The organism is Undibacterium sp. TJN25 (assembly GCF_049339885.1).
Classification (GTDB): domain Bacteria; phylum Pseudomonadota; class Gammaproteobacteria; order Burkholderiales; family Burkholderiaceae_D; genus Undibacterium.
Genome location: NZ_JBMPPM010000004.1, coordinates 227936 through 252309, shown reverse-complemented (window position 1 = coordinate 252309; position 24374 = coordinate 227936). Strand labels below are relative to the sequence as shown.

Annotated in this window: 22 protein-coding genes; 6 read left to right on the top strand and 16 right to left on the bottom strand. The window is 57.6% G+C overall.

The annotated features are described in order from the left end of the window. Positions 1–30 precede the first annotated feature (30 nt). From dnaJ to can, 4 genes are all read left to right on the top strand, one after another. Positions 31–1155 carry a molecular chaperone DnaJ gene (gene dnaJ, locus ACO0LO_RS11295; protein WP_422964329.1) on the top strand — a complete coding sequence of 375 codons (1125 nt, stop codon included), beginning with the start codon at positions 31–33 and terminating at the stop codon, positions 1153–1155. A gap of 222 nt (positions 1156–1377) precedes the next feature. Beyond that, positions 1378–4356, top strand: a complete 2979-nt coding sequence (locus ACO0LO_RS11290) for a bifunctional diguanylate cyclase/phosphodiesterase (RefSeq protein WP_422964328.1) — start codon at positions 1378–1380, stop codon at positions 4354–4356. Between the two features lie 125 nt (positions 4357–4481). Next, positions 4482–5105: a chalcone isomerase family protein gene (locus tag ACO0LO_RS11285; RefSeq protein WP_422964327.1), complete on the top strand. Its 624-nt coding sequence runs from the start codon at positions 4482–4484 to the stop codon at positions 5103–5105. A 164-nt stretch (positions 5106–5269) separates the two neighbouring features. Beyond that, on the top strand, positions 5270–5938 hold the full coding sequence (gene can, locus ACO0LO_RS11280; RefSeq protein ID WP_422964326.1) for a carbonate dehydratase: 669 nt from the start codon (positions 5270–5272) through the stop codon (positions 5936–5938). Positions 5939–6008: 70 nt separating this feature from the next. On the opposite strand, the gene panB is transcribed toward can, so the two are convergent. The 7 genes from panB to ACO0LO_RS11245 all read right to left on the bottom strand — a co-directional run bounded on the left by panB (position 6009) and on the right by ACO0LO_RS11245 (position 11636). Then, positions 6009–6821, bottom strand: coding sequence for a 3-methyl-2-oxobutanoate hydroxymethyltransferase (gene panB / locus ACO0LO_RS11275; protein WP_422964325.1), 813 nt, complete (start codon positions 6819–6821; stop codon positions 6009–6011). Between the two features lie 94 nt (positions 6822–6915). Further along, a complete protein-coding gene (locus ACO0LO_RS11270; RefSeq protein WP_422964324.1) occupies positions 6916–7263 on the bottom strand; it encodes a DMT family protein in 348 nt (115 codons plus the stop codon). 34 nt (positions 7264–7297) lie between these two features. Then, complete coding sequence (gene folK / locus ACO0LO_RS11265; protein ID WP_422964323.1) at positions 7298–7846, bottom strand: 2-amino-4-hydroxy-6-hydroxymethyldihydropteridine diphosphokinase; 549 nt, start codon at positions 7844–7846, stop codon at positions 7298–7300. Further along, positions 7812–9182 (bottom strand): polynucleotide adenylyltransferase PcnB, encoded by a 1371-nt coding sequence (pcnB, locus tag ACO0LO_RS11260; RefSeq protein WP_422964322.1) that lies wholly within the window; start codon positions 9180–9182, stop codon positions 7812–7814. Before pcnB ends, folK begins: the two co-directional genes overlap by 35 nt. Next, positions 9179–9856, bottom strand: coding sequence for an HAD family hydrolase (locus ACO0LO_RS11255; RefSeq protein ID WP_422964321.1), 678 nt, complete (start codon positions 9854–9856; stop codon positions 9179–9181). Before ACO0LO_RS11255 ends, pcnB begins: the two co-directional genes overlap by 4 nt. 5 nt (positions 9857–9861) lie before the next feature. Then, positions 9862–10554 (bottom strand): DnaA regulatory inactivator Hda, encoded by a 693-nt coding sequence (gene hda / locus ACO0LO_RS11250; protein WP_422964320.1) that lies wholly within the window; start codon positions 10552–10554, stop codon positions 9862–9864. Then, positions 10551–11636, bottom strand: a complete 1086-nt coding sequence (locus ACO0LO_RS11245; RefSeq protein WP_422964319.1) for an AI-2E family transporter — start codon at positions 11634–11636, stop codon at positions 10551–10553. The genes hda and ACO0LO_RS11245 overlap by 4 nt, the downstream gene beginning before the upstream one ends. 174 nt (positions 11637–11810) lie before the next feature. On the opposite strand from ACO0LO_RS11245, the gene purM reads away from it, so the two are divergent. Beyond that, positions 11811–12854 (top strand): phosphoribosylformylglycinamidine cyclo-ligase, encoded by a 1044-nt coding sequence (gene purM / locus ACO0LO_RS11240; RefSeq protein WP_422964318.1) that lies wholly within the window; start codon positions 11811–11813, stop codon positions 12852–12854. Between the two features lie 109 nt (positions 12855–12963). Here purM and ACO0LO_RS11235 read toward each other — a convergent pair whose 3' ends face one another. Continuing rightward, entirely contained in the window at positions 12964–14370 is a 1407-nt protein-coding gene (locus ACO0LO_RS11235; protein ID WP_422964317.1) for a S41 family peptidase, read from the bottom strand. A gap of 94 nt (positions 14371–14464) precedes the next feature. Between ACO0LO_RS11235 and ACO0LO_RS11230 the strand changes: the two genes are divergently transcribed. Continuing rightward, positions 14465–15016 (top strand): DNA-3-methyladenine glycosylase I, encoded by a 552-nt coding sequence (locus ACO0LO_RS11230; protein WP_422964316.1) that lies wholly within the window; start codon positions 14465–14467, stop codon positions 15014–15016. 71 nt (positions 15017–15087) lie between these two features. Here the strand turns inward: ACO0LO_RS11230 and ACO0LO_RS11225 are convergent, their stop codons facing one another. From ACO0LO_RS11225 to ACO0LO_RS11190, 8 genes are all read right to left on the bottom strand, one after another. Beyond that, a complete protein-coding gene (locus tag ACO0LO_RS11225; RefSeq protein ID WP_422964315.1) occupies positions 15088–15966 on the bottom strand; it encodes a peptidase in 879 nt (292 codons plus the stop codon). 102 nt (positions 15967–16068) lie between these two features. After that, positions 16069–16887, bottom strand: a complete 819-nt coding sequence (locus tag ACO0LO_RS11220) for a transglutaminase family protein (RefSeq protein ID WP_422964314.1) — start codon at positions 16885–16887, stop codon at positions 16069–16071. A 12-nt stretch (positions 16888–16899) separates the two neighbouring features. After that, on the bottom strand, positions 16900–17850 hold the full coding sequence (locus ACO0LO_RS11215) for an alpha-E domain-containing protein (protein ID WP_422964313.1): 951 nt from the start codon (positions 17848–17850) through the stop codon (positions 16900–16902). Between the two features lie 4 nt (positions 17851–17854). Beyond that, a complete protein-coding gene (locus ACO0LO_RS11210; RefSeq protein ID WP_422964312.1) occupies positions 17855–19288 on the bottom strand; it encodes a circularly permuted type 2 ATP-grasp protein in 1434 nt (477 codons plus the stop codon). A gap of 131 nt (positions 19289–19419) precedes the next feature. Beyond that, a complete protein-coding gene (locus ACO0LO_RS11205) occupies positions 19420–21465 on the bottom strand; it encodes a sodium:solute symporter family protein (protein ID WP_422964311.1) in 2046 nt (681 codons plus the stop codon). Beyond that, positions 21465–21755, bottom strand: a complete 291-nt coding sequence (locus ACO0LO_RS11200) for a DUF4212 domain-containing protein (RefSeq protein WP_422964310.1) — start codon at positions 21753–21755, stop codon at positions 21465–21467. The genes ACO0LO_RS11205 and ACO0LO_RS11200 overlap by 1 nt, the downstream gene beginning before the upstream one ends. After that, the gene (locus ACO0LO_RS11195; protein ID WP_422964309.1) at positions 21755–23302 is read right to left on the bottom strand and encodes a sensor histidine kinase N-terminal domain-containing protein; all 1548 of its coding nucleotides are present in this window, start codon (positions 23300–23302) and stop codon (positions 21755–21757) included. The genes ACO0LO_RS11200 and ACO0LO_RS11195 overlap by 1 nt, the downstream gene beginning before the upstream one ends. Further along, positions 23299–24024, bottom strand: a complete 726-nt coding sequence (locus ACO0LO_RS11190) for a response regulator (protein WP_422964308.1) — start codon at positions 24022–24024, stop codon at positions 23299–23301. Before ACO0LO_RS11190 ends, ACO0LO_RS11195 begins: the two co-directional genes overlap by 4 nt. Positions 24025–24374: the final 350 nt, after the last annotated feature.

Genomic DNA, 24374 nt, shown 5'->3' with positions numbered 1-24374 from the left:
TTTGCTTATAAAAAACAAGGTGTAATCGAGATGGCGAAGCGTGATTTTTACGAGATTCTGGGCGTCGGCAAGAACGCCGCGGATGACGAAATCAAAAAGGCTTATCGCAAGCTGGCAATGAAGCATCATCCGGACCGCAATCCGGATAGCAAGGGTGCCGAGGAAAAATTCAAGGAAGCCAAAGAGGCTTACGAGATGCTTTCCGATCCGAAAAAACGCGAGGCATATGACCGTTACGGCCATGCCGGCGTCGATCCCAATATGGGCGGCGGTGGTGGTGGCGGCGGCGCGGGCGGTTTCGCCGATGCTTTTGGCGATATCTTCGGCGATATCTTCGGCGGTGGCCGCAACCGTGGGGGCGGCCCACAGGTGTACCGTGGCGCCGATTTGCGCTACAACCTGGAAATTTCGCTGGAACAGGCGGCCAACGGTTTTGACACCACGATCCGCGTTCCTTCCTACGACGAGTGCGAAACTTGCCATGGCTCCGGCGCCAAGCCCGGTACATCGCCGGTTACCTGTACCACGTGCGGCGGCCACGGCCAGGTGCGGATGCAGCAGGGCTTGTTCAGCATTCAGCAGGCCTGCCCCAAGTGCCACGGCACCGGCAAGATCATTCCGGAACCATGCCCGACCTGTTCCGGCATGGGACGTATCAAGCGCAACAAGACGCTAGAAGTCAAAATTCCCGCAGGTATCGATGACGGCATGCGTATCCGTTCATCGGGCAACGGCGAGCCGGGTGTCAATGGCGGCCCTCCAGGTGACCTGTACGTGGAAATTCACATCCAGCAGCATCCTGTGTTCCAGCGTGATGGCGATGACTTGCATTGCGAAATACCGATTTCCTTTGTCAAGGCGGCATTGGGCGGTGAGATAGAAGTGCCTACGTTAAGCGGCAAGGCTTCTTTCACTGTGCCGGAAGGCACGCAGACCGGCAAGACGTTCCGTCTGCGCAGCAAGGGTGTCAAAGGCGTGCGTTCAGGCTACGCAGGCGATCTGTTCTGCCATGTGGTCATCGAGACGCCGGTCAAACTGACCGACAAGCAAAAAGACCTGCTGCGCGATTTTGAGCGGCTGACGGTGGAAGGCGGCTCCAAGCACAATCCGCAGAGCAAGACCTGGATGGACAAGGTTAAAAAGTTCTTCGAATAAGCTGGATCCAGACCAGACAAAACCCTGCCCGCAGCAATGCCGGCGGGGTTTTTTCATGTTTACCGGCGCAGGTATCATCTTTAAGTGTCATTTCCTTATGTTTTTGGGATGCCGTCTGAACATGTAGGATTGCTGACGGGCATCAGTTCCAAAAAGCAACGGTATTCGTACGGAGTTCTGCTAGCATGTTGGGCTACGGCAAATCTATCTTAAGGCTCTACTTTGTCTGACACCGGACTATTACGCGCTTTCTTTACCAATCCCAAGATAGGAGCCGCCGCATCGGCCATGCTGGTATTGCTGGCAGTGTGGGTGCTGGACGGGAACGAGCGGCAGCTGAATACCCAGAAGCAGCGGGTCGAGGTGATAGAAAAGCTCTCCGTGCTGCAAGCCAAGCTAGGCAGCGGCATCACGTCTACTATTTCCGCCGCGCGGGTGCTGGCGATAAGCTTCGCAACGCATCCGGATATCAGCCAGGACGAATTTACCCGACTTGCCGCCGAAGCCAGCACCTCGAATTCCAGCATCAGGAATGTCGGCCTGATACGGGGCACCAAGGTTGACTACGTCTATCCTTCCAAGGGTAACGAAAGGGTGGTCGGCGTCGACTATCGCGATTTGCCTGAGCAATGGCCTATATATCAACGGATGATGCAGGAAAAAGCCATACAGGTGGCAGGGCCGCTGACGCTGATTCAGGGCGGCACCGGGCTGGTGGTGCGGATTCCTGTTTATCGCCAGGACAAGCCGGATGAGCAGCATCATGTAAAAGACGGGCACAGCGGCCCCTTTCTCGGCTCGATCGGCATGGTCGTCGATTATGAGAATCTGCTGGCGGACGCCGGCTTGCCGCAACTGCAGCAGCAAATCAACGTAGCGATACGCCGCCACGATGCCAAAAACGGGCATGGCGACGTTTTCCTGGGCGATCCGGCGTCCTTCAGTCCCGACGCTATCCGGCAGCATATTACGCAGGAAATTTCCTTGCCGGGCAGTTCCTGGGAAATGGCGGCCGAACCTGTGGGCGGCTGGCAGACAGCGTCCAGGGGTAGCAGGGCTATCGAAGTGCTTGGAGGCATCCTCAGCCTGGTGGTGGCCACGCTGAGTTATCAATGGTTGCTGCGCAACCGCCTGCGCGAGGAAAACGAAAGAAAGCTGATCGATAGCGAAGCCTTGCTGCGTTTGCGCAACGACGCGCTCAGTGCAACGTCGCAGGGCGTTATCATCACCGGAACTGATGGCAGGATCACTTATGCCAACCAGGCGGCCTCCTATCTTGCCGGCCTGCCGCCGCATTATCTGCTGGGCATCAACCTGGCCGATCTGTACGGTGACAAGGTCGGCGCATTTCTCCGTGAGGACGCCCGGCTGCAGGCAAAAACCCTGCAGCAGGAAATCAGCCGGGAGGCGCCGGATGGAAGGGTGATATGGCTGGAACTGTCGGTCAACCTCGTCAAGGACGGGCATGGCAAATTCAGCCAATATGTCTGCGTGCTGCGTGAGATCACCAGCAAGAAGCTGGCGGAGCAGGAATTGAAGATCGCTGCGATGGCCTTTGAAACACAGGAAGGCATCATGATCACCGATACCAGCAGCGTCATCGTCCGGGTGAACCGCGCATTTACGGCGATCACCGGCTATGAGGCGGAGGAGGCAATCGGCAAGCCGGTATCGCTGCTCAGGTCTGGCCGGCACGACCTGGCTTTTTACCAACAGATGTGGCAGTCCATTGCGGAACATCGCTACTGGTCCGGCGAAGTCTGGAACCGCCGTAAAAACGGTGAGGTGTATCCCGAAAGGCTGGTCATTTCCGCGGTGACGGCAGCCGACTGCAGCATCTGCAATTATGTCGGATCCTTCACCGACATCACTGAATACAAGATATCGGAAGAAAAAATCCATCAGCTCGCGTTCTTCGATCCGCTGACGGACCTGCCTAATCGCCGGTTGCTGATAGACAGGCTGGGCCGGGCACTGGCGTCGACCAGCAGACATAAGCGGCACGGTGCCATTCTGATGATAGACCTGGATAATTTCAAGACGCTGAACGATACGCGCGGCCATAATGTCGGTGACCAGCTGCTGATCGAAATCGGACACCGGCTGAAAGCCTGTGTGCGCACCGAGGATACCGTATCGCGCACCGGCGGCGATGAGTTTGTCGTGGTGCTGGAAGAGTTGCATCAGGAATTGAGTCAGGCAGCGGCGCAGGCGGAGGGCGTCGCGGAAAAAATCCGCCATGTGCTGAACCAGCCGATTGCGCTGGATAATATCAATTACGAAAGCTCAGGCAGCATAGGCATCAGCCTGTTCAGCGAGGAACCGACAGGTATTGATGAATTGCTCAGGCGCGCGGATATGGCCATGTACCAGGCCAAGGCTCTGGGCAGGAACGGCCTGAGGTTTTTTGATCCCAGCATGCAGGCCGCGCTGGAAACCCGTACCGCGCTGGAGACCGATCTGCGCCATGCGATAGTCGCCGGCGAGTTTGTGCTGCACTATCAACTGCAGGTCAGCGCTTTGGGCGATCCTATCGGCGCGGAAGTGCTGCTGCGCTGGAACCATCCTACGCGGGGCCTGGTATCGCCGCTGGAATTCATCCCGCTGGCGGAAGAAACCGGCCTGATCCTGCCGATAGGCTTGTGGGTGCTGGAAACCGCGTGCCTGCAGATCAAGAAATGGGAAAAAATCGCGGACAAGGCGGGCTTGCAGCTGGCAGTCAATGTCAGCGCCAAGCAATTCCGGCAGCCGTCGTTTGTCGAGGACGTCAAGGATATCCTGAAGCGTTCAGGCGCCAACCCGGTGCTGTTGAAACCGGAACTGACCGAGAGCGTCGTGCTGGACGAGGTCGATACCGTCATTGAAAAAATGCATGCGCTCAAGCAGACAGGCGTATGCTTTTCGCTGGACGACTTCGGCACCGGGTACTCGTCGCTGTCGTATTTGCAGCGCCTGCCGCTGAACCAGTTGAAAATCGACCGCTCCTTTGTGCATAATCTGCCGCAGGACAAAAATAATGCGACGATCGTGCGGACCATTATCAACCTCGGCGAAAGCCTGGGCCTGAATGTGATCGCCGAGGGAGTGGAAACGCTCGAGCAAAGGGATTTCCTGTTGCGTTCCGGCTGCCAGGCTTACCAGGGTTATTTCTTCTGCAAGCCGATATCGATCGCCGCGTTTGAAGAATTGCTGGACGCTTGAGCCCCAAATACATTTATACATTTTGTTGCCCGCACCGCCGGGATTTTCTATAAGCTATCCTTGCCGGCCTCACCGGCTAACTAAAAAATAATTATAGTCTTGCAAAAAGACTCATTGGAGATGAGATGAACTGGATTACCGCGAAACGGGCCCTGCTGACAGGTGTGGCCGCCAGCTGCATGGTGCTGGCAGCGCCTGCCGTGCAGGCGGCAGGGATGGAAGTGGCTGGCGTCAAGCTGGACGATACTGCGCATGTTGCCAACACAGAGCTGAAACTGAACGGCGCCGGCATACGCTATAAGGCGATCTTCAAGGTCTATGTGGCGGCACTGTACCTGACCAGCAAAAAGGCCACCGTGCCGGATGTGCTGGCCTCGCAGGGGCCGCGCCGCGTCACCATCGTCATGCTGCGTGACCTGAGCAACGAAGAGTTCGGCCGCGGCTTCATGTCCGGCATACAGCAAAATACCGAAAAATCCGAAAAAATGAAACTCACCGGCCAGTTCCTGCGGTTTGGAGAATTGTTTGCATCGGTGCCTGAACTGAAGAAGGGCGATGTCATGGTGCTGGACTGGATACCCTCGGTAGGCAGTGTGGTGTCGCTGAACGGTAAAAGGATGGGTGAGCCTTATCCCGATATCGCGTTCAATAATGCCTTGCTGCGCATCTGGCTGGGTGAAAGCCCGGTGGACAAATCGCTCAAAAAGGCGATGCTGGGCGAAACGGAAGAAAGAAGCAATTTCCGTTGAGACTTCCTTAAGGGAATGCTGCGGAACGCTGTGCGCACAAAGAACAGTTTCAACTACGCGGGCCACGGGTCCGCGTTTGTCATTTGGGCAATGAAAAAAAGATAGGCAGCATCTGCGCTGCGGAACGTATAAAATCAGGGCTGTCAAAACATGAGGACGCATACATGACAGTTGCAGGCAAACCAAATCTTTCACCCGAGCAATTATTCGAAAATAATAGGAAATGGGCCGAAGGAATTCGCGCCAAGGACGCCGATTTTTTTAAAAAACTGGCGGCCCAGCAAAACCCTGAGTACCTGTGGATAGGCTGCTCCGACAGCCGCGTCCCTGCCAATGAACTGCTGGGCATGCTGCCCGGCGAATTATTTGTTCATCGCAACATCGCCAACGTGGTTGTCCATTCCGATCTGAACTGCCTGTCGGTGCTGCAATTTGCGATTGACGTGCTGGGTGTCAAACATGTGATCATCTGCGGCCACTACGGTTGTTCCGGCGTGCACGCAGCATTGACCGGGCGGCGGGTCGGCCTCGCAGACAATTGGCTGCGCCATGTCCAGGACGTGCATCAGAAGCACGAGCGCTATCTGGGCGAGACGCTAACCAGCAAGGAAAGACAGGACAGGCTGTGCGAGCTGAACGTGATAGAGCAGGTTGTCAACTTATGCCGTACCACGATCGTGCAGGATGCATGGGAGCGCGGCCAGCAGCTGACCATACACGGCTGGGTGTACGGCCTGCAGGATGGCTTGCTGAATGAAGTCGGCATGACGGTGGACTCGCCGGACATGCTGGCCGCCAAGCTGGAAAGCAGCATGAGCCGCTATCAGGACTAGCCGGCTGAGTGTTGCCAGTTACCGGTGCCTCGCCTGTCGCGGGGCGCCGATTTCCACTAAAATCAGTTAATTAAAAACAGTGTTCAGGCGCAGGGAAGCTGACATCCTTGACTGCCGCTACATACGCCTTGACCGCAGCATCAATGCTGGTCTGGCCATCCATAAAATTCTTCACGAATTTTGCCTTGCGGCCTGGGAACACGCCCAGCAGGTCGTGAATAACCAGCACCTGGCCGGAGCAGTCCGGCCCTGCGCCTATGCCTATGGTGGGGATAGATAGCAAGCCGGTCACTTCCTTGCCCAGCGTGGCCGGTATCGCTTCCAGCACCAGCAGCGATGCGCCTGCATTCTGCAGCGCCAGTGCGTCGGATTTCAATAATTCCGCTGCTGCATCGGTCTTGCCCTGCACTTTATAGCCACCCATCTGATGCACCGATTGCGGCGTCAATCCCAGATGGGCGCATACCGGGATCGCGCGTTCGGTCAGGAATTTGACGGTGGGCGCCAGCCAGGCACCGCCTTCCAGCTTGACCATCTGCGCACCGGCCTGTATCAGCTGAACGGCGCTTTGAAACGCCATTTCCGGCGTGCCATAGCTGCCGAAAGGCAGGTCGGAAAGCACCAGCGCGCTTTTGTTGCCGCGTGCCACGCTGGCGGTATGGTAGGCGATGTCGGCAACAGTCACCGGCAGTGTCGAGTTATGGCCTTGGCTGACCATGCCGAGCGAATCGCCTATCAGCAGCATTTCCACGCCACAGCGGTCCAACAGAGCGGCAAAGCTGGCGTCGTAACAGGTCAGCATCGTCAGCTTCTCGCCCTGCTGATACTGGGCAAGCAAGCCGGGAATGGTGACCGATTTACGGTCTTGCAAATATTCAGCCAAGGTATTTCTCCGTGTTAAGAAAATAGTATGGGTATTATAGATTTGTATCGGGAAGCGCGTATTCAGAACGCTGCCGCAGCATCAGCCTTAGGCTTCAATCGCGGAATATGAAATACACCGCACCGAGCAGGCACAGTCCCGCCCATACATAGTCGAGCTTGAACGGCTGGCCCATGTAGATCATCGCAAATGGCACGAATACCAGCAGCGTCAGCGCCTCTTGCAAAATTTTCAGTTGTGCCAGGCTGTACTGGGTATAGCCGATGCGGTTGGCCGGCACTTGCAACAGATACTCGAATAGTGCAATGGACCAGCTGATTAAAGCCGCCACCCACCATGCTTTTGACGACAGGTTTTTCAGGTGGCCGTACCAGGCGACCGTCATGAAGACATTGGACAGTATCAGCAGGCCGGTGGTTTGCAGGATGACGGGGATTTGCATGAGATTTTTCGCTATCAATGTAACAGAAGGGCGGTCAGGCGAGTTTGCTGATGGCCTGGTCAGCGACCTGCGGCGCAAACCCGTGGGCAGGGCCCTTGCCGGGAATGGAGATGAAAGGATCCAGCTGCAGCAAGGGTATCAGCACGAAAGCCCTTTCCGTCATCCGCGGGTGCGGTACGGTTAGTAGCGGCGTATCGATTTGCCTGTCGGCATACAGCAGCAGGTCCAGGTCCAGCGTGCGCGGTGCATTGCGGTACGGGCGTTCGCGGCCGAAATCCAGTTCTATCTGCTGCAAGGCGACGAGTAGTTCTTCCGGTGCCAGGCGGGTGCTGATTTTTACGACAGCGTTGATGTAGTCGTCTCCGCCGGCATCGACAGGCGTCGTGCGGAACAGGCTGGACTGGCCCGCCAGGCTGGTGTCGGGCAGGCTGGCGAGCCTGGCGATGGCGATCTCCACTGATGCCCGCGCATCGCCCAGGTTGGCGCCTATGCCTACATAAGCCGGATAGTGCTGGGTCACCTGTTCGCTGCCTTTGCCTGTGGTTTGGTTATTCAGTTGCGCTATCCGGCTTGTCGCCGGCATTGCGCGGGCTGCGGCGGCGTGGCCGGCGCTTTTTGGGCGCAGCCGAGTCTTGTTTCGGTTTGACAGTCAGCAGATGCTCGCGCTCGGCGCCGTCACCGGCGATGAAGTCCGTCCACCATTCACCCAGCTCGGCATCTATCTCGCCAGAGGCGCAGCGCAGCAGCAGGAAATCGTAGCCGGCGCGCATGCGAGGGTGCTCCAGCAGTTTGTATGGGGTCTTGCCGGCGCGCTTTTCAAAGCGTGGCTGCATGGCCCAGATATCGCGCATGTCCGAGCCTATCTTGCGTTGCAGCGCCAACGCATCGGTCTGGGTATTCAGCACATCGTCAGCCGCCAGGTGCAGCGCCGGAATGGCAAATTCGCCGGCAGCCTTATAGGCATCCCATTTTTCCAATACCTGGTGCCATAACAGCGATGCGAACAGGAAACCAGGCGACACCGGCTTGCCCTGGCGGATGCGTTCATCGGTATTGGCCAGGGCCAGCGTGACGAATTTTTCGCCCAGCGGCTGTTCCAGCACGACGTCCAGCAGCGGCATCAGCCCATGGTGCAGGCCTTCCTTGCGCAGTTGCTGCAGGCAGGCCATCGCATGACCGCTCATTAGCAGCTTCAGCATTTCATCAAACACGCGTGCGGTCGGCACGTTGTTGATCAGCGGGGCCATGACCGATATAGGCGCGCTGGTGGCGGGATCGATCGTAAACTGCAGTTTCGCGGCAAAGCGCACCACGCGCAGCATGCGCACCGGATCTTCGCGGTAGCGTGCTTCCGGCACACCGATGATGCGCAGCGTCTTCTTGCGGATGTCGGCAATGCCGTTGTGATAATCCAGCACGGTTTGCGTGGCCGGGTCGTAATACATCGCATTGATTGTAAAGTCGCGGCGCACGGCATCTTCGTGCTGTTCGCCAAAGGTATTGTCGCGCAGCACGCGGCCATGCTCATCCTTGGGAGCGCCGTCAGTGACCGTACCGCGGAAAGTCGTCACTTCCAGCAGATCCTGGCCGAACATCACATGCACGATCTGGAAGCGCTTGCCGATGATGAAGGCACGCCTGAACAGGCGTTTCACCTGTTCAGGCGTGGCGTTGGTAGCAATGTCGAAATCCTTGGGCTTGACGCCCAGCAGCAGGTCGCGTACCGCGCCACCGACGACAAAGGCCTTGAATCCTGCTTCCTGCAGGGTTTGCGTTACCCGTATGGCGTTAGACGACAGCAGGCTGGGGTTGATGCCGTGCTCCTGCGCGCTAAGTACCGTCGGCTCGTTGGAATCAGCGCCGGCGGCGTCTGCCTTGCTTTTGACACCCAGCATTTTGCGGATAAACTTTTTAATCATTGCGCATTGAATAAGGTAAGGATGGGCCAGCCCTGCCGGGTGGCGTGTGCCATTAGTTTAGCATTCGGATTTGTCGCCACCGGGTGGGTAACGACGGATAGTAAAGGAATATCATTCTGCGAGTCGCTGTAAAAGTGGCTGCAGCTGAAGTCTTCCAGTTTTTCGCCCCGTTTTTCCAGCCACTGGTGCAGATGGACGACCTTGCCCTCTCCCGACGTGGGAATGCCGAGCAACTTGCCTGTGAGGTTGCCGTCCACGGCCAGTTCGGGCTCGGCAGCAATCAGGTTGTCCACTCCCAGTGCCCTTGCGATAGGCGCGGTGACGAAGCGGTTGGTGGCGGTGATGATGGCCAGCAGGTCGCCGTGGTCCTGGTGGCGCTTGATCAGGGCCAGCGCCGCCGGCATCACTACCGGGTGGATCACCTCGTGCATGAACTGCTCATGCCAGGCATCCAGCTGCTTGCGCGGAAAGCGGGCCAGCGTGCCCAGTGCAAATTCCAGGTATTCGACCGGGTCCAGCGTGCCGGCCTGGTATTGCGCAAAAAACTCCGCATTGCGCTTTTCAAACGCCAGCGCATCCACCGCGCCGATGCGGCTCAGGAACTGACCCCATTCATAATCGGAATCGATGGGGATCAACGTATGGTCGAGGTCGAACAGGGCAATATTACTCATGGCGGCTAGGAAGTGTACGCTTCTTGTTGTAGCAGGAAATCCCGCAGCAGCGGCAGGGTGATCGGCCGCTTGGTTTCCAGAGAAAACTGGTCCAGCGAAATCAGCATCTTGGTCAAGGAATTCATGTCACGCTGATAGTGTGTAATCAGGTAAGGCAGCACACCGCTGGAAATGCTCATGCTGCGCTGCTGCGCGGCTTTTTCCAGTGCGTTGATCTTGTCCTCGTCGGTCAACCCATGCACCTGGTAGATCAGGCCCCAGCCCAGGCGGGTACGCAGGTCTTCGCGCACGCCCAGTATCATCGGGGGATGATTGCCGGCGGCGATCAGGAAGGCGCCGTTGGCGCGCGCTTCATTGAATAGGTTGAAAGCGTCGATCTGCGCACGCGGCGACAGCTTTTCGCAGTCGTCCAGCAGGTACATGCTGATTGCCGGCGTATAGGTAAAGGCTTCGCTGGATGCGTCCGGCGTCAAGAAACGGGCATCGCGGGCATCGCCGGTATCGGCCAAAGCCTGCAGCAGATGGGTTTTGCCGGCGCCCGGCTTGCCCCACAGGTAGACGAAACGCTCACCGTACAGGCTGGGCGTGCGTGTGGAAAACAGGCTGAGCAATTGCGCCAGTTCGGCGTTTTGTCCAACAACGAAGGTTTCGAGGGACTGCGGTTTTTCCGCGTCCAGATCCAGCAATAATTGCCTCATGGCTGATGATAAAAACTACTATTAAAATAATGTGAGCGCAAATGCTTGACCGCCACTGAAATAATGGCCGACGCCGGCAGTGCCACCAGGATGCCGATAAAGCCGAACAGCTGGCCGAATGCCAGCAAGGCAAAAATGACGGTCAGCGGATGCAGGCCTATGCGCTCGCCGACCAGCCGGGGCGTCAGAAAAAAAGATTCAATCACTTGGCCGAGTCCATAAATGACCGCCACCGAGATCAGCCCGCTCAGGTTGTTGAACTGCAGCACTGCGCCAATCAGCGCCAGCACCAGGCCCAGCCCATAGCCCAGGTAGGGAATAAACACCAGCAGCCCGGTTATAATGCCGACCGGCAAGGCAAGGTCAAAACGCGCAATGGCCAAAGCGGAGGAATAGTATACCGCCAGCACCAGCATCACCATGATTTGCCCGCGCAGGTATTGTGCCAGGATACTGTCCACCTCCAGCAGCGAATCCCGCGTGACGCGCGCCCAGCGCCGCGGGACGCTATTTTCAAGCCTGGCCATCATGGAATGCCAGTCCATCAGCAGGTAAAACAGCACGACCGGGATCAGCAGCAGGTTGGCTAGCAGGCCCATCACCGCCGTTCCCCCCACCCGCACCGACGATAATACTGCACGGCCTATAACATCGCCGCTGTCCTTCAATTGCTCAGTCAGCATGGCCTTGACGCCTGCGCTGTCCAGTTGCACGGAAATGCCGAGGTCTTGCAATCTGGGGCTCAGCACCGCATTCATCTTGTCGAGAAAGCGGGGAATCTGTTCCTGCAGTTGCGGAACCTGTTTTTGCAATACCGGCGTTACGATCAGCACCAGCGCCAGCGCCAGTGAAATCAGCAGCACGATCAGCAATGTCGCGGCGATCGCGCGCGGCAGCGCAAACTTCCCCAGCCTCAAGGCGCACAGCCTGTCCACCCACGGATTCAGGATGTACGCCAGTATCGCAGCGACTGCAAACGGCATCAGCACGGGTCCCAGCAGGCTTAGCAAAAGCAGGAAGGCAACGGCTACGCTCAGCCATAAAGCAGTCTGTTTTTGTTCCGGTGTGAAGGAAAATGCCATCGTTGTCGATTTGTTATGGGTAGGTGCACGCGGCGCTAATAACGGCTGTTTCCCCAAAAAGCGGGTATTTGCCGAGTCGATTTGTTAAAATAGCGGTTTCGCAGAGGTATTTTCCGCAATTCTCCTATTTTACCGCCTCTACTGCATCTAATCTCGTTTCTATTGCCTAATATCATGAGCTCAACTAATAATGTTTCCCTTTCTTATCGCGATGCCGGTGTCGACATGGTCGCCGGCGATGCTCTGGTAGAGGCAATCAAACCGTATGCCAAGCGCACCATGCGCGAAGGCGTCATGGCAGGAATCGGCGGTTTCGGTGCGATGTTTGAAATTAGCAAAAAATACAAGGAACCGGTGCTGGTGTCCGGCACGGACGGCGTAGGCACCAAGCTGAAACTGGCCTTCCACCTGAACCGCCATGATACGGTCGGCATAGACCTGGTCGCGATGAGCGTCAACGACATCCTCGTGCAAGGCGCCGAGCCGCTATTCTTCCTGGATTATTTTGCCTGCGGCAAACTGGACGTTCCTTCCGCGACCGACGTCATCAAGGGTATCGCTTTCGGCTGCGAACAGGCCGGCTGCGCGCTGATCGGCGGTGAAACAGCGGAGATGCCTTCCATGTATCCGGACGGCGAATACGACCTGGCAGGCTTCGCTGTCGGCGCGGTGGAAAAATCAAAGATCATCGACGGCAGCAAGATCATGCCCGGCGACGTCATTCTGGGCCTGGCTTCTTCTGGCATTCATTCCAACGGATTCTCGCTGGTACGCAAGATCATTGAAGTATCCAAGCCCGACCTGAACAGCGATTTTCATGGCCGCACGCTGGCCGATGCATTGATGGCGCCGACCCGCATCTATGTCAAGCCTCTGCTGGCGCTGATGGACAGCATCGAAGTCAAGGGCATGGCCCATATTACCGGCGGCGGCCTGGTCGAAAACGTGCCGCGCGTGCTGGGCGACAAGCTGACTGCCGTATTGCATAAAGACGCGTGGGTCATGCCGCCGCTGTTTACCTGGCTGCAACAGCATGGCGGCGTAGCCGATGCAGAGATGCACCGCGTATTCAACTGCGGCATTGGCATGGTGGTCATCGTATCCAAGGAAAATGCGGACGCCGCGCTGGCGCAACTGGCAGCTGCCGGCGAGACCGTCACGCGCATCGGAGAAATCCGCGCACGTGAAGGTGATGAAGCACAAACCATTGTCGTGTAAAGCTCGCCTGCATTCAAAAAAAGCGCACCTGGGTGCGCTTTTTTATTGGCGAAACGACCATTGCCTGATTGCCTGATTGCCTGATTGCCGGCTGTCGGCTATCGGCTGTTTACCTTGTGCCGGGCTTCAGGATACGGTTATTCCGCCATGGGTAGCGTTCAAGCTCAGCAGCGGGCCGGGAGCTTTGCGCCAATTGCGACCGGCTGAAACCGGCGGCAGGGCAGACCGAGTTCTGGCTGTAGCTGAGTGCGGTCGACAGCAGACGCTCGCTGCGGTCGCCTAGCGCATGGTCCAGATCGTCTGTCACGCTGCAGGCCGGTGCGAAACCGTTGGTATAGCTGCCGGTGCCGGCGGCATTGACGCCATCGAACTGGATTGCAAAATATGAGGTGTCGCAATTGTCCTGCTGGATAAAACCATAAGGTTTTCCACAGGTCGTGCCGCCTATGGTGATCACCTGCATAAAAGGCGACAGGCTGTTGATGATGGATTCGGTGGCGGAGCAACTGCTGCCCGTGGTCAGCACGAAGACCCGTGGCAGGTTCAGCTGCGGCAGGCTGATCAGCTGCGTACTCTGGTTGGCAAAATACATGCGGTAGGCAGGGTCGTTGGTTTTTTCAGGATGCTTGTCGTTAAAGCGCAGTTGTTCGAACAACTGGTTCTGCACTTTCGCTCCGCCTATCATCGCGGCCACTTCATTGGCGATATACAGGTAGCCGCCGCCGTTATAACGCACATCCAGCACCAGGTCGTCTATGCCAGCGGCCGCAAAATTCTGGAAGGCCGATAGCAGAGGCAGTTCCGCCGTCGCCACATGGTCGGTGAAGACAAGGTAGCCTATCTTTTTACCGGCTGTTGCGATGATCGTATTGTCCAGCACCGGGGTCTTGACGACGGACACTGCCGCCATCTGTACGGTGCGGCTGCTGAGGGCGCCTTCGTCCAAAATATCGAAAGAGTGTATTGTTCCAGCCGTCGAAGGGTACAGTGCTGCAGTTTGCACGGCGCTGTCCAGCTGGCCTACTGGGGTACCGTCAATGCCCGTAATCTGCGCGCCGCGCGCGATATGCTGCTGGTCGGCAGGAGAGCCGGGTTCCACATACGCAACGCGCAGCTTGCCGGCTTGATTCACCAAGCTTGCGCCGTATCCTATATCGAACCCGGACTGAAAGAAGCCATTGATGTCGCCAGTGGACGAGGTAAAGCTGAAGCGGTCCCTGTTCCTGACCAGCAGCGCATCAAAATACGAATCCGGCGTCGTGTAGTTGACGGCGGGAACGTCGACAATTTCGTTGTACCACAGATAAACGTCATTCAGATAGGAGCGTATCCACGCCTTCTCTCCATCCGGTGTGCAGATGTTGGCCAACGTCGAGGGCGCGGCGAGCAGTGCATTGGCGCCGTTGCTATTGTCAACCGGGCTGCTGTTTCCTGCGGCGCTGCCGCCCCCTCCGCATCCTGCCAGCGCCAGCGCTGTCACCAGCGTTACCGCAAGGGATCTTACAAATTTGTTCATTGCCAGCAGACTCAAAAGAAATAACATTGCCGAAGCATCATGGTGTCATGTGATAACATTTTAGACTGTTCGGCATTTAACTTTAAAGCGAAGAATGGCCATCAAGCGATGCTCCTGGGCGAACCCCGCCAATCCCCTGTATCTAGCCTATCACGACAATGAATGGGGCGTGCCCTGTCATGACGAAAATCGCCTGTTCGAGATGCTGAACCTGGAAGGTGCACAAGCGGGGCTGAGCTGGGAAACCATCCTCAACAAGCGCGAAAGCTACCGCCTTGCCTTTGACGGCTGGGATGCAAAAAAAATAGCACGCTATGACGCTACTAAAGTAGCCGAGCTTCTGGCCAATCCCGGCATCGTCCGCAACCGTTTGAAAGTGGCCGCCGCCGTGACCAATGCGCAGGCTTATCTGCGCTTGTGCGAGGAATTCGGTGGGCTGGATGCTTATCTATGGGCTTATGTGAAAGGCAAGCCGATCAAGAATAAAGGAGAGCGCATCGTCAAGACGGAGCTGTCGGATGCCATCTCCAAGGATTTGTTGAAGCGCGGTTTCAAATTTGTCGGTTCGACCATCATTTATGCGTACATGCAAGGCATAGGCATGGTGCAGGATCATGCCATTGACTGCAGCTGGCGCAAGAAATAAACGGGATGGCGCCGCAAAGAAAAGGCACTCGCGCAGAGTGCCTTTTTGCTATGAACCTGGCTGTGTATAACTTACGGCTGCTTGCTGCCGAACTGTTGCGCCAGCGATTGCAGTTTGGAGGGCTGGCTGCCGGCTGACTTGTCCAGATGGGAAGGCACTTGTACCCGCACCGGTTTGCTGTGCATATTGGTGGAAGACAGAACGTTGGCAGTCGCATCCGGCGCGGCATCCCACACCGGGTCGTCTATGCCTTCAAACACGGCTTTCAACTGATGAGCCCAGGTGCTGCGTATCATCTGGAAATACTGGTTCCTTTCGTCGATGGTAACGAAACGGTTGACGGTCAGGCTATCCGTTTCATAGACCAGCAGGTCCAGCGGCAGGCCGACCGACACGTTTGAGCGCAAAGTGGAGTCCATCGAGATCAGTGCACACTTTGCCGCTTCATCCAGACTGGTGGCCGGATTGACAACGCGGTCAATGATGGGCTTGCCGTATTTGGCTTCGCCGATCTGGAAATAAGTGCTTTCGTTATGCGATTCAATGAAGTTGCCGGCTGCATATATCTGGAACAGGCGGCAACGCTCGCCCTTGATCTGCCCGCCAAAGATAATGCTGACGTTGAAGTCGATGCCGAATTCGGTCAGCGCTTCGGCATCGCGCTTGTGTACGGTGCGCACCGCTTCGCCGAGCATGCGCGCGGCTTCGTACATGCTGGCGGCGGTCCAGATGCTCTCGCCGTCTTCGCTGACGTGTTCGGTCACCAGCTGGCGTATGGATTGCGAGATCGACAGGTTGCCGGCTGTCATCAACACCATCATCCTGTCGCCGGGATTTTCAAACACACTCATTTTGCGGAAAGTGCCGACCTGATCCACGCCTGCGTTGGTGCGCGAATCGGATAAAAAGACCAAGCCTGCATCGAGGCGCATGCCTACACAATATGTCATGTTTGCAACAGCATTTTGATTAAAACCATTATTTTACACTTGAGCCGGGGAAATAAAGCGTTACCTTGTTTCTGCGGCGTCCGTGCTGTCTCATTATTTTTTTTATTCCTGTGGCAACGGCACTACTTCCACTTTCACCGTTAGTATTTCGTCACCGCCTCCACGGCGTACGCCGCGGATAGGTGCGGCAGAATCGTAATCCCGGCCTATCGCCAGGCGGCAATAGGCATCCGTCATCAGGCGTGCATGCGTGACGTCGACGCTGACCCAGCCGGTGAAATCGGCTTCGCTGACCCATGCATCGATCCACGCATGGCTTTCTGCGTGGCCGGTGGATTCCGGATCGATGTATCCGGATACGTAGCGGGCCGGCACTCCATGCGCATGACAACAGGCCAGGAACAGGTGGGCATGGTCCTGGCATACGCCCCTTCCCAGTTGCAGGGCGTCGGTGGCGGTGGTCGTAACGATGGTTGCACCAGTTTGGTAACTGACTGCACCGCAAATGCGCTCTGCCAGCGCCAGCAGATGCCGTGCCTGGACTGCCTCGCCGGATACCGGCAGGCTGCTTGCGGCAAAGGCCAGCACCATCGGTGTCGCTTCGGTCAGGCGGGTCGCGACAGTAAAGATCAGTGGGGACTGCGGATGTTCATCCACCAGGCGGCCGCGGTCCGGGCTGGTGGTTTCCACGATGCCCTGGGCAACGATAGCAACCTGCTGGTGCGGGCCGGTAATGGTCAGCGTATGGCACAGGTTGCCGTAGGCGTCGGTATACGCATGCATCTGGCCTGTCGTATTGATCAGCCACGACAATACCTGTTGCTGCGCCTCTAGCCGGGGAGTCAGGTGCAGCTGCTGTATTGTATAAGCCAGCGGCGCGCTGTAACGGTAGATAGTCTCATGACGTATGGAGAGTCGCATGGAGTATCCGGCTTATGCCGCAAGGGGAACCAGAAAATCGCGGCTGATGCGGTTCCCCAGTTCGTTGATACGCTCCAGGAATTCCGTCAGCGTGTCGTGCAGGCCGGTGGAAAGAATTTCTTCGATGCGGCCGAATCCCAGTTCAGCATGCAGCTTGCCGGCCACGCGTTCGGTTTCGGAGGAAACGTCGTTGCGTACTTCTTTCAGGTTGTTGACCACTTCATCCATGCAGGCCAGCAGGGAGCGCGGCATGTCTCCTCGCAGCATCAGCAGCTCCGCCACCCGTTCCGGAGTGATCACGTCGCGGTAGACCTTGCGGTAAATTTCAAAGCCGGAGACAGAACGCAGCAACGCCGCCCAGTAGTAAAAGTCCCTCTGCGAAATCTCGTTGTTATGCCGCTTGCCGGTGGCGCCGTGGAATTTTACGTCCAGTATGCGCGCGGTATTGTCGGCCCGTTCCAGGAAAGTACCCAGGCGGATGAAATGCACCGCTTCGTCTTTCAGCATTGTGCCCAATGTGACGCCGCGAGACAGGTGCGAGCGGTACTTGACCCACTCAAAAAACTGGCTGGGATCGCGTTCCAGCAAGCCGCTGTCTATCCGTTTGGACATGTCCAGCCACGTCGCATTCTGGGTTTCCCATACCTCGGTCGTCAGCGTGCCGCGCACCGCGCGCGCATTCTCGCGCGCACCGGTCAGGCAGGCACAGATGGAAGAGGGATTGTCGGGGTCGCGCACCATGAAGTCGACAACGTCTTTCGCGCTCAGGATGCCGTATTTGCGGTCGAAGGCGGATTGCAACTCCGAAATGCCCAGCATCGCACGCCAGCCCTTTTCAGCGTCTTCGGCAGATTGCGGCAGCATCGATGTCTGTACGTTGACGTCCAGCATGCGGGCGGTATTTTCGGCGCGCTCTGTATAGCGGGCCATCCAGAATAAATGATCGGCGGTGCGGCTTAGCATGATATTAGTTCTCCAGTATCCAGGTGTCCTTGGTGCCGCCACCCTGCGACGAATTCACCACCAGCGAGCCTTCCTGCAGCGCGACACGTGTCAGGCCGCCAGGCACCATGGAGACGGTTTTTCCGGACAGCACAAACGGGCGCAGGTCGATGTGGCGCGGCGCGATGCCGCTGTCGACGTAGGTAGGGCAGGACGACAGCGCCAATGTGGGCTGGGCGATGTAGCCATCAGGTTTGGCCAACAGCCGCTGGCGGAAATCCTCGATCTGCGCCTTGGTCGATGCCGGACCTACGAGCATGCCGTAGCCGCCGGCGCCGTGCACTTCCTTGACGACCAGGTCCGGCAGGTTGGCCAGCGTGTAGGCCAGGTCTTCCTTCTTGCGGCACTGATAGGTAGGCACGTTGTTCAATATCGGCTCTTCGCTGAGATAGAACTTGATCATGTCCGGCACAAACGGATAGATCGACTTGTCGTCCGCTACCCCGGTGCCTATCGCATTGGCCAGCGTGACCCTGCCGGCGCGGTAGACCGATAGCAGGCCGGGCACACCCAGCGAGGAATCGGCACGGAAGGCCAGCGGGTCCATGAAGTCGTCGTCAATACGGCGATAGATCACGTCCACCCGTTTCGGGCCGCGCGTGGTGCGCATGTATACCGCATTGTCATTGACGAACAGATCCTGGCCTTCGACCAGTTCCACACCCATTTGCTGTGCCAGGAAGGCGTGCTCGAAATAGGCGGAGTTGTACATGCCCGGCGTCATGACGACAATGACGGGATCGGTCACCCCCATGGGGGCGACCGAGCGCAGGTTGTCCAGCAGCATGTCGGGATAGTGGTCCACCGGCGCGATCTTGTTGCGGGCAAACAGTTCCGGGAACAGCCGCATCATCATTTTGCGGTCTTCCAGCATGTACGACACGCCGGACGGCACGCGCAGGTTATCTTCCAGCACGTAGAATTCGCCGGCGCCGGCGCGGACGATATCTACACCGGCAATATGCGCATAGATGTCGGACGCGACAGAGATGCCCTGCATTTCCGGCCGGTACTGGGCGTTCTTGTAGATCTGCTCGGCGGGGATGATCTTGGCCTTGATGATGTTCTGGTCATGATAGATATCATGGATGAACATGTTCAGCGCCTGCACCCTTTGCACGAGTCCGGCACGCAGGGTAGACCATTCTTCGGCATGGATAATGCGCGGGATGATGTCAAAAGGGATCAGGCGTTCGGTGCCGGCGTCGTCGCCATAGACGGCGAAGGTAATGCCGACCCGGCGAAACATCAGGTCCGCTTCGGCGCGTTTCCTGGCGATGGTGTCTGCCGGTTGCCGCTTCAGCCAGGCGTCGAATTCTCGGTAGTGTTCCCGTATGGTGTCGTTGCTGCTTGCGGTATCACTACCATCGGCATGCATTTCATTAAAGAATTTTGCCATGATCCTGGTTAGTCCTGTTCAGCGTTAATTGTATTTTTGGCGTTATTAGGTGTTTACATCATTACGTCAGGATAACTATCAAGAAACGTGCCAGAGTGCGGCAGAAGGGGTAATGCGGGCGTTAATCTACGTTATTTCTCATCGGGCTCCCTAATGTAGTCCACCAGGTCCAGCGTGTGCAGATCGGTTGCGGGCGTCAGCAGGCTGACGCCGATCAGGGCCGCCATGCCGGCCGGCACGCCGAATACGCCGGCCGAAATGGCGGCGATATGGAACCACTGATTGCTTATATTACCGCCAAACAGCGGATGTGTATGCAGCATGTAGTACACGCACACCACAAAACCGGTGATGATGCCGGCGATCGCGCCATGCTGGTTCGCGCGTTTCCAGAACACGCCCATCACCAGTGCAGGAAACAGGGCCGAAGCCGCCAGTGAAAACGCGGCGCCGACCAGCGATAATATATCAGCCGGCTTGAGCGATGCGACGTAGGCGGCCACCAGCGCCACCACCAGTAGCAGCAGCTTGGAAATGGTGACGCGCTTTTGCGTGGACGCCTGCGGATCGACGATCTTGTAGTAGATGTCGTGCGACAGCGAGTTGGAAATCGTCAATAGCAGTCCATCGGCAGTGGACAGCGCCGCAGCCAGGCCGCCGGCGGCGATCAGGCCGGAGATAACATAGGGCAAGCCTGCAATTTCCGGCGTCGCCAGCACAACGATATCGCCGTCCAGCGCAATTTCCGCCAGTTGCACGATGCCGTCGTGATTGATGTCGGTGATATTGACCAGCGGGTTGATCTTGTCCACACTGCTCCAGTATGTGACCCACGAAGGCAGCTTGGAAAAATCGGTGCCCACCAGCGATGTATAGATATCGTATTTCACCAGAATCGCCAGCGCCGGTATCGTCACATACAGCAGCATGATGAAGAACAGCGACCAGAATACCGAATCGCGGCTTTCCCTTACCGATGGCGGCGTGTAGTAGCGGATCAGGATGTGCGGTAGCGCCGCCGTCCCCATCATCAGGCAAAAGACCAGCGCCATGAAGTTGTTGCGCTTGATGTCCGATTCTTCCTTGGTTTTTGCTGCGTAGGGCTGGAAATTTGACACGGGAGGCTCGGCCCGCGCCAGGTTGGCGCTCCTTGCCTCGTTCCAGCGTATTTCGGCTTCCTGTGGCGTCTTCGGATAGTTTGCCAGCTCTCTTCCCGCGGCCTTGATGTCGATCAGCGATGCGTTGCCCGATTTGAGGTCTTCCAGCTTGCGCTGCACTTCATAGCGGCCTTCCTCCCAGGAGCCGGGCAGGTGCTGTATCTTGTCCAGGTAGGCGTCGGCTCGCTGTTCAAAAATGGCCCGGACTTGCTGTTCCTTGGGGTCATTGGCAAAGATTTTCTCTTTCAGGTTCAGCGCCGGCAGCGTGGTGCCGTAAGCCAGTTGCGGTATCGGCAAATGCGTGTGCTTGGCTGACAGCCAGGTGACCGGGATCATGTAAGCGACGATGATGATGATGTACTGCGCCACCTGGGTCCACGTTACCGCGCGCATCCCGCCGAGGAAGGAGCACACCAGGATGCTCGCCAGGCCGAGGAAAATGCCGACCGAAAAATCCACGCCGGTAAAGCGTGACGTAATCAGGCCGACGCCGTAGATCTGCGCCACGACATAGGTGAAGGAGATGATCACGGTGGCGATGACGGCCAGTATGCGCACGGCATTGCTGCCGTGCTTGCCTGCATAGCGGGTGCCAAGAAAATCCGGGATGCTGTACTGGCCGAACTTGCGCAGGTAAGGCGCAATCAGCAGCGCCACCAGGCAGAAGCCGCCGGTCCAGCCGATGATATAAGCAAGGCCGTCAAATCCTGTCAGGTAGATGCCGCCCGCCAGGCTGAGGAAGCTGGCGGCGGACATCCAGTCGGCAGCAGTGGCCATGCCGTTGAACACGGCAGGTACGCGCCGTCCCGCTACGTAATATTCTGAAATATCCGAGGTGCGGCTCATCACGCCTATGCCGGCGTAGATGACGATGGTGGCGAACATGAACAGGTAGCCTATCCAGACCCGCGGCACGCCTTCTTTTTCCAGCACGGCCAGGCTGATCAGGAAAACAAAGAACAGGATGGTGTACCAGAAGTAATAGATCGTCAGCCTTCTGGTGAAACTTTTCAGCGCCATCAGGAATGGCTCCTTCCTGCTTTTTCCACACGCCGCATCGCCAGCGAGTAGGCCGCCAGTATCAATACGTAAAACAGGCTCAGGCCTTGTGCCGCCATGTAGAACGACAGCGACCAGCCGAAGAAGTAGATGCCGGATAATTCACGCGCAAAAAACAGCGTGCCGAAGGTCAGCACAAACCAGCAGGCCAACAGCCATGCGCTCAGTTTCCGGGTTTGCGGCCAGTGCCGGAAACTGGCGGTAGTGCTGGCGGTAGCGGACGTGGGTGCTTGTTGATCGGTGTCGCTCATCAGCCGAAGTCTCCTGGGTAGGCGGAATAGGGATTCATGCGGAAAGAGATACGGAACAGGCAACCGGGGAATTTGGGATCCTGGTTGCGGGAATTGTTCGCTATTTCTATGTTCGCATCATGCTGCTGTGCGATTTCGCGCACAATGGCCAGGCCCAGTCCGCTGCCTGCCACATTGCTGCCGAGGATGCGGTAGAAACGCTCGAAGACCCGGCTGCGTTCGGACGGCGGTATGCCGGGGCCGTTATCTTCCACTTCCAGCACGACCAGCTGCTCATCGTCCATTACGCGTATCCGGACGGTGACGCTCTGGCCTTTGGGCGTGTAATGCAGCGCATTGTCGATCAGGTTGTTCAGTAGTTCGCGCAACATCAGCGAATTACCGGCGATCATGACGGGGTAGCCGGGCTGCTCGAAACCCAGGTCTATGTTGTAGGTAAAAGAAGTCGGTATCCAGTCCTGCACGGCGCTGCGCGCCAGTTCCGCCAATTCCACTGGCACCAGCGGCTTGGTCGCGGGTGTCTGGTTTTCCGCACGGGCCAGCGTTAGCAGCTGATTAACAAGGCGGGTTGCGGCTTCCGAGCTTTTGGATAGCTGCAGCAGCGAGCGGTGGATTTCCGCCTGGTCGGTTTCTCGCAGCGCCAGCTCGGATTGCATGCGCATGCCGGCTAGCGGCGTCTTCATCTGGTGGGCGGCGTCGGCGATGAAACGCTTCTGTATTTCTATGGTCTGCGCCAGGCGGCCCAGCATATCGTTCAGCGAGCGCACCAGCGGAGAAATCTCTTCCGGGACCTGGCGGGAGTCGATGGGGCTGAGGTCATCGGGCCGGCGCGCGCGTATGCGGTATTGCAATTCGGCCAGCGGCGACAGCCCGCGTGATAGCGCAAACCAGACCAGCGCCAGCGCCACCGGCAAGATGATGAACTGCGGCAGGATCACACCCTTGATGATTTCGTTGGCAAGCACCGTGCGCTTTTCCAGTGTCTCTGCAACCTGCACCAGCGCCAGGTGCTGTTCACGGTTGTCTTTGCCCAGGCCGGGGCCGATGCTGGCGCGGCTGTTCAGGTCGATATAGCTATAGGCGATGCGTATCTCTATGCCGCGCAGATTTTCGGTGCGCAGTGATACCGAGCCGGGCAGCGGCTTGTCTTCGTCATTGGGCAGCGGCAGCTCGCGGTCGCCGTCCACCAGCTCCCCCTTGCTGTCCTTGACCTGAAAGTACCTGCTGTCCAGGTCGTCTGCACGCAAAATGTCGCGGGCCGGACGAGTCAGCTGGGTGATGATCTTGCCGTCCACCTCCTTGACTTGCTGGGCCAGCACCAGCACATCGTCTTCCAAGGCGCGGTCAAAAGGCTGGTTGGCGATCGATTTGGCGACCAGGTAGGTGATAGCGATGCTGAGCGGCCACAGTAGCAGTAGCGGCGCCAGCATCCAGTCCAGGATTTCTCCAAACAGTGAGCGCTGGATTTTTTCCGGCGGCTGGCTGTGAATCTTGTTGTCCGGCGCCAGCGGTGCCGCTGCTTCGTGCGCGCCGCTTTCCCGTGTCATGGCCGCTCTGTGTCGACAGCCGGCGGAGTTGCAGCGGTGGAGGCCGCGGGAGCGACGAAAAATTTCTCCAGGCAATAGCCAAGTCCGCGCACGGTGGCAATGCGCACGCCATCCACTTCGATTTTTTTGCGCAGCCTATGCACATACACTTCGATGGCGTTGTTGCTGACTTCTTCGCCCCATTCGCAAAGATGGTCCACCAGCTGTTCCTTGGAGACCAGCCGTCCGGTGCGTTGTAGCAGCACTTCCAGCAAGCCCAGTTCGCGTGCCGACAAATCCAGCATCTGCTCATGGATATAAGCAATGCGGCCAACCTGGTCGTAAGTCAATGGCCCGTGCTTGATGACGGTAGGGCCGCCGCCGGCGCCGCGGCGGGTAAGGGCGCGCACCCGCGCCTCCAGTTCCGACAGCGCAAACGGCTTGGCCATGTAGTCGTCCGCCCCCAAGTCCAAGCCCTTGACCCTTTGCTCGACGGAGTCCGCTGCCGTCAGTATCAGCACCGGCAGGTGCGAATTGCGTGCCCGCAAGCGGCGCAGGACTTCCAGCCCGTTCATCTTGGGCAGGCCCAAGTCCAGGATCAGCAGGTCGAAATCCTGGGTGGACAGTGCTGAATCCGCCTCCTGGCCGTTATTGACGCAATCGGTCGCATAGCCGGACTGCCGCAGCGAGCGGGTCAGTCCGTCTGCAAGTACGCTATCGTCTTCCGCAAGCAAGATACGCATAATTTTGGTTTTCTGTGCAAGCTGACCGTATGCAGCGCCGTCAGACGGGAAAACGGGAGGGCACCCAAGGTCAAACTAGTATTGTCTCTAGGCTCAGTCTATTGGTTTTTGACATTGGCAGCAAGCTACCATGGCGTCTGAATGCGGCCTTGCGTGTGAAAGGAACTTAACTGTCCGGCGGGCAGCGGACATCCACCGCTGGCCGGGCAATCGCTTTATACGGACAAGCGGCCAATTATGCTAATTGTTGCGATTGAAGAGCGATTTGCAGGCGCCTGCCTGCAAAATTATGGGGGATGGACTGATCTTGGTATTATCCATGTCGACGAGCAAGGCGAAGCGCCGTGTTG

Excerpts from the sequence above, each read along its gene's own strand:
- dnaJ (WP_422964329.1), top strand. The coding sequence starts at position 31 with ATGGCGAAGCGTGATTTTTACGAGATTCTGGGCGTCGGCAAGAACGCC.
- ACO0LO_RS11285 (WP_422964327.1), top strand. The coding sequence starts at position 4,482 with ATGAACTGGATTACCGCGAAACGGGCCCTGCTGACAGGTGTGGCCGCC.
- can (WP_422964326.1), top strand. The coding sequence starts at position 5,270 with ATGACAGTTGCAGGCAAACCAAATCTTTCACCCGAGCAATTATTCGAA.
- ACO0LO_RS11270 (WP_422964324.1), bottom strand. The coding sequence starts at position 7,263 with ATGCAAATCCCCGTCATCCTGCAAACCACCGGCCTGCTGATACTGTCC.
- folK (WP_422964323.1), bottom strand. The coding sequence starts at position 7,846 with ATGCCGGCGACAAGCCGGATAGCGCAACTGAATAACCAAACCACAGGC.
- pcnB (WP_422964322.1), bottom strand. The coding sequence starts at position 9,182 with ATGATTAAAAAGTTTATCCGCAAAATGCTGGGTGTCAAAAGCAAGGCA.
- ACO0LO_RS11255 (WP_422964321.1), bottom strand. The coding sequence starts at position 9,856 with ATGAGTAATATTGCCCTGTTCGACCTCGACCATACGTTGATCCCCATC.
- hda (WP_422964320.1), bottom strand. The coding sequence starts at position 10,554 with ATGAGGCAATTATTGCTGGATCTGGACGCGGAAAAACCGCAGTCCCTC.
- ACO0LO_RS11245 (WP_422964319.1), bottom strand. The coding sequence starts at position 11,636 with ATGGCATTTTCCTTCACACCGGAACAAAAACAGACTGCTTTATGGCTG.
- purM (WP_422964318.1), top strand. The coding sequence starts at position 11,811 with ATGAGCTCAACTAATAATGTTTCCCTTTCTTATCGCGATGCCGGTGTC.
- ACO0LO_RS11235 (WP_422964317.1), bottom strand. The coding sequence starts at position 14,370 with ATGAACAAATTTGTAAGATCCCTTGCGGTAACGCTGGTGACAGCGCTG.
- ACO0LO_RS11230 (WP_422964316.1), top strand. The coding sequence starts at position 14,465 with ATGGCCATCAAGCGATGCTCCTGGGCGAACCCCGCCAATCCCCTGTAT.
- ACO0LO_RS11225 (WP_422964315.1), bottom strand. The coding sequence starts at position 15,966 with ATGACATATTGTGTAGGCATGCGCCTCGATGCAGGCTTGGTCTTTTTA.
- ACO0LO_RS11220 (WP_422964314.1), bottom strand. The coding sequence starts at position 16,887 with ATGCGACTCTCCATACGTCATGAGACTATCTACCGTTACAGCGCGCCG.
- ACO0LO_RS11215 (WP_422964313.1), bottom strand. The coding sequence starts at position 17,850 with ATGCTAAGCCGCACCGCCGATCATTTATTCTGGATGGCCCGCTATACA.
- ACO0LO_RS11210 (WP_422964312.1), bottom strand. The coding sequence starts at position 19,288 with ATGGCAAAATTCTTTAATGAAATGCATGCCGATGGTAGTGATACCGCA.
- ACO0LO_RS11205 (WP_422964311.1), bottom strand. The coding sequence starts at position 21,465 with ATGGCGCTGAAAAGTTTCACCAGAAGGCTGACGATCTATTACTTCTGG.
- ACO0LO_RS11200 (WP_422964310.1), bottom strand. The coding sequence starts at position 21,755 with ATGAGCGACACCGATCAACAAGCACCCACGTCCGCTACCGCCAGCACT.
- ACO0LO_RS11195 (WP_422964309.1), bottom strand. The coding sequence starts at position 23,302 with ATGACACGGGAAAGCGGCGCGCACGAAGCAGCGGCACCGCTGGCGCCG.
- ACO0LO_RS11190 (WP_422964308.1), bottom strand. The coding sequence starts at position 24,024 with ATGCGTATCTTGCTTGCGGAAGACGATAGCGTACTTGCAGACGGACTG.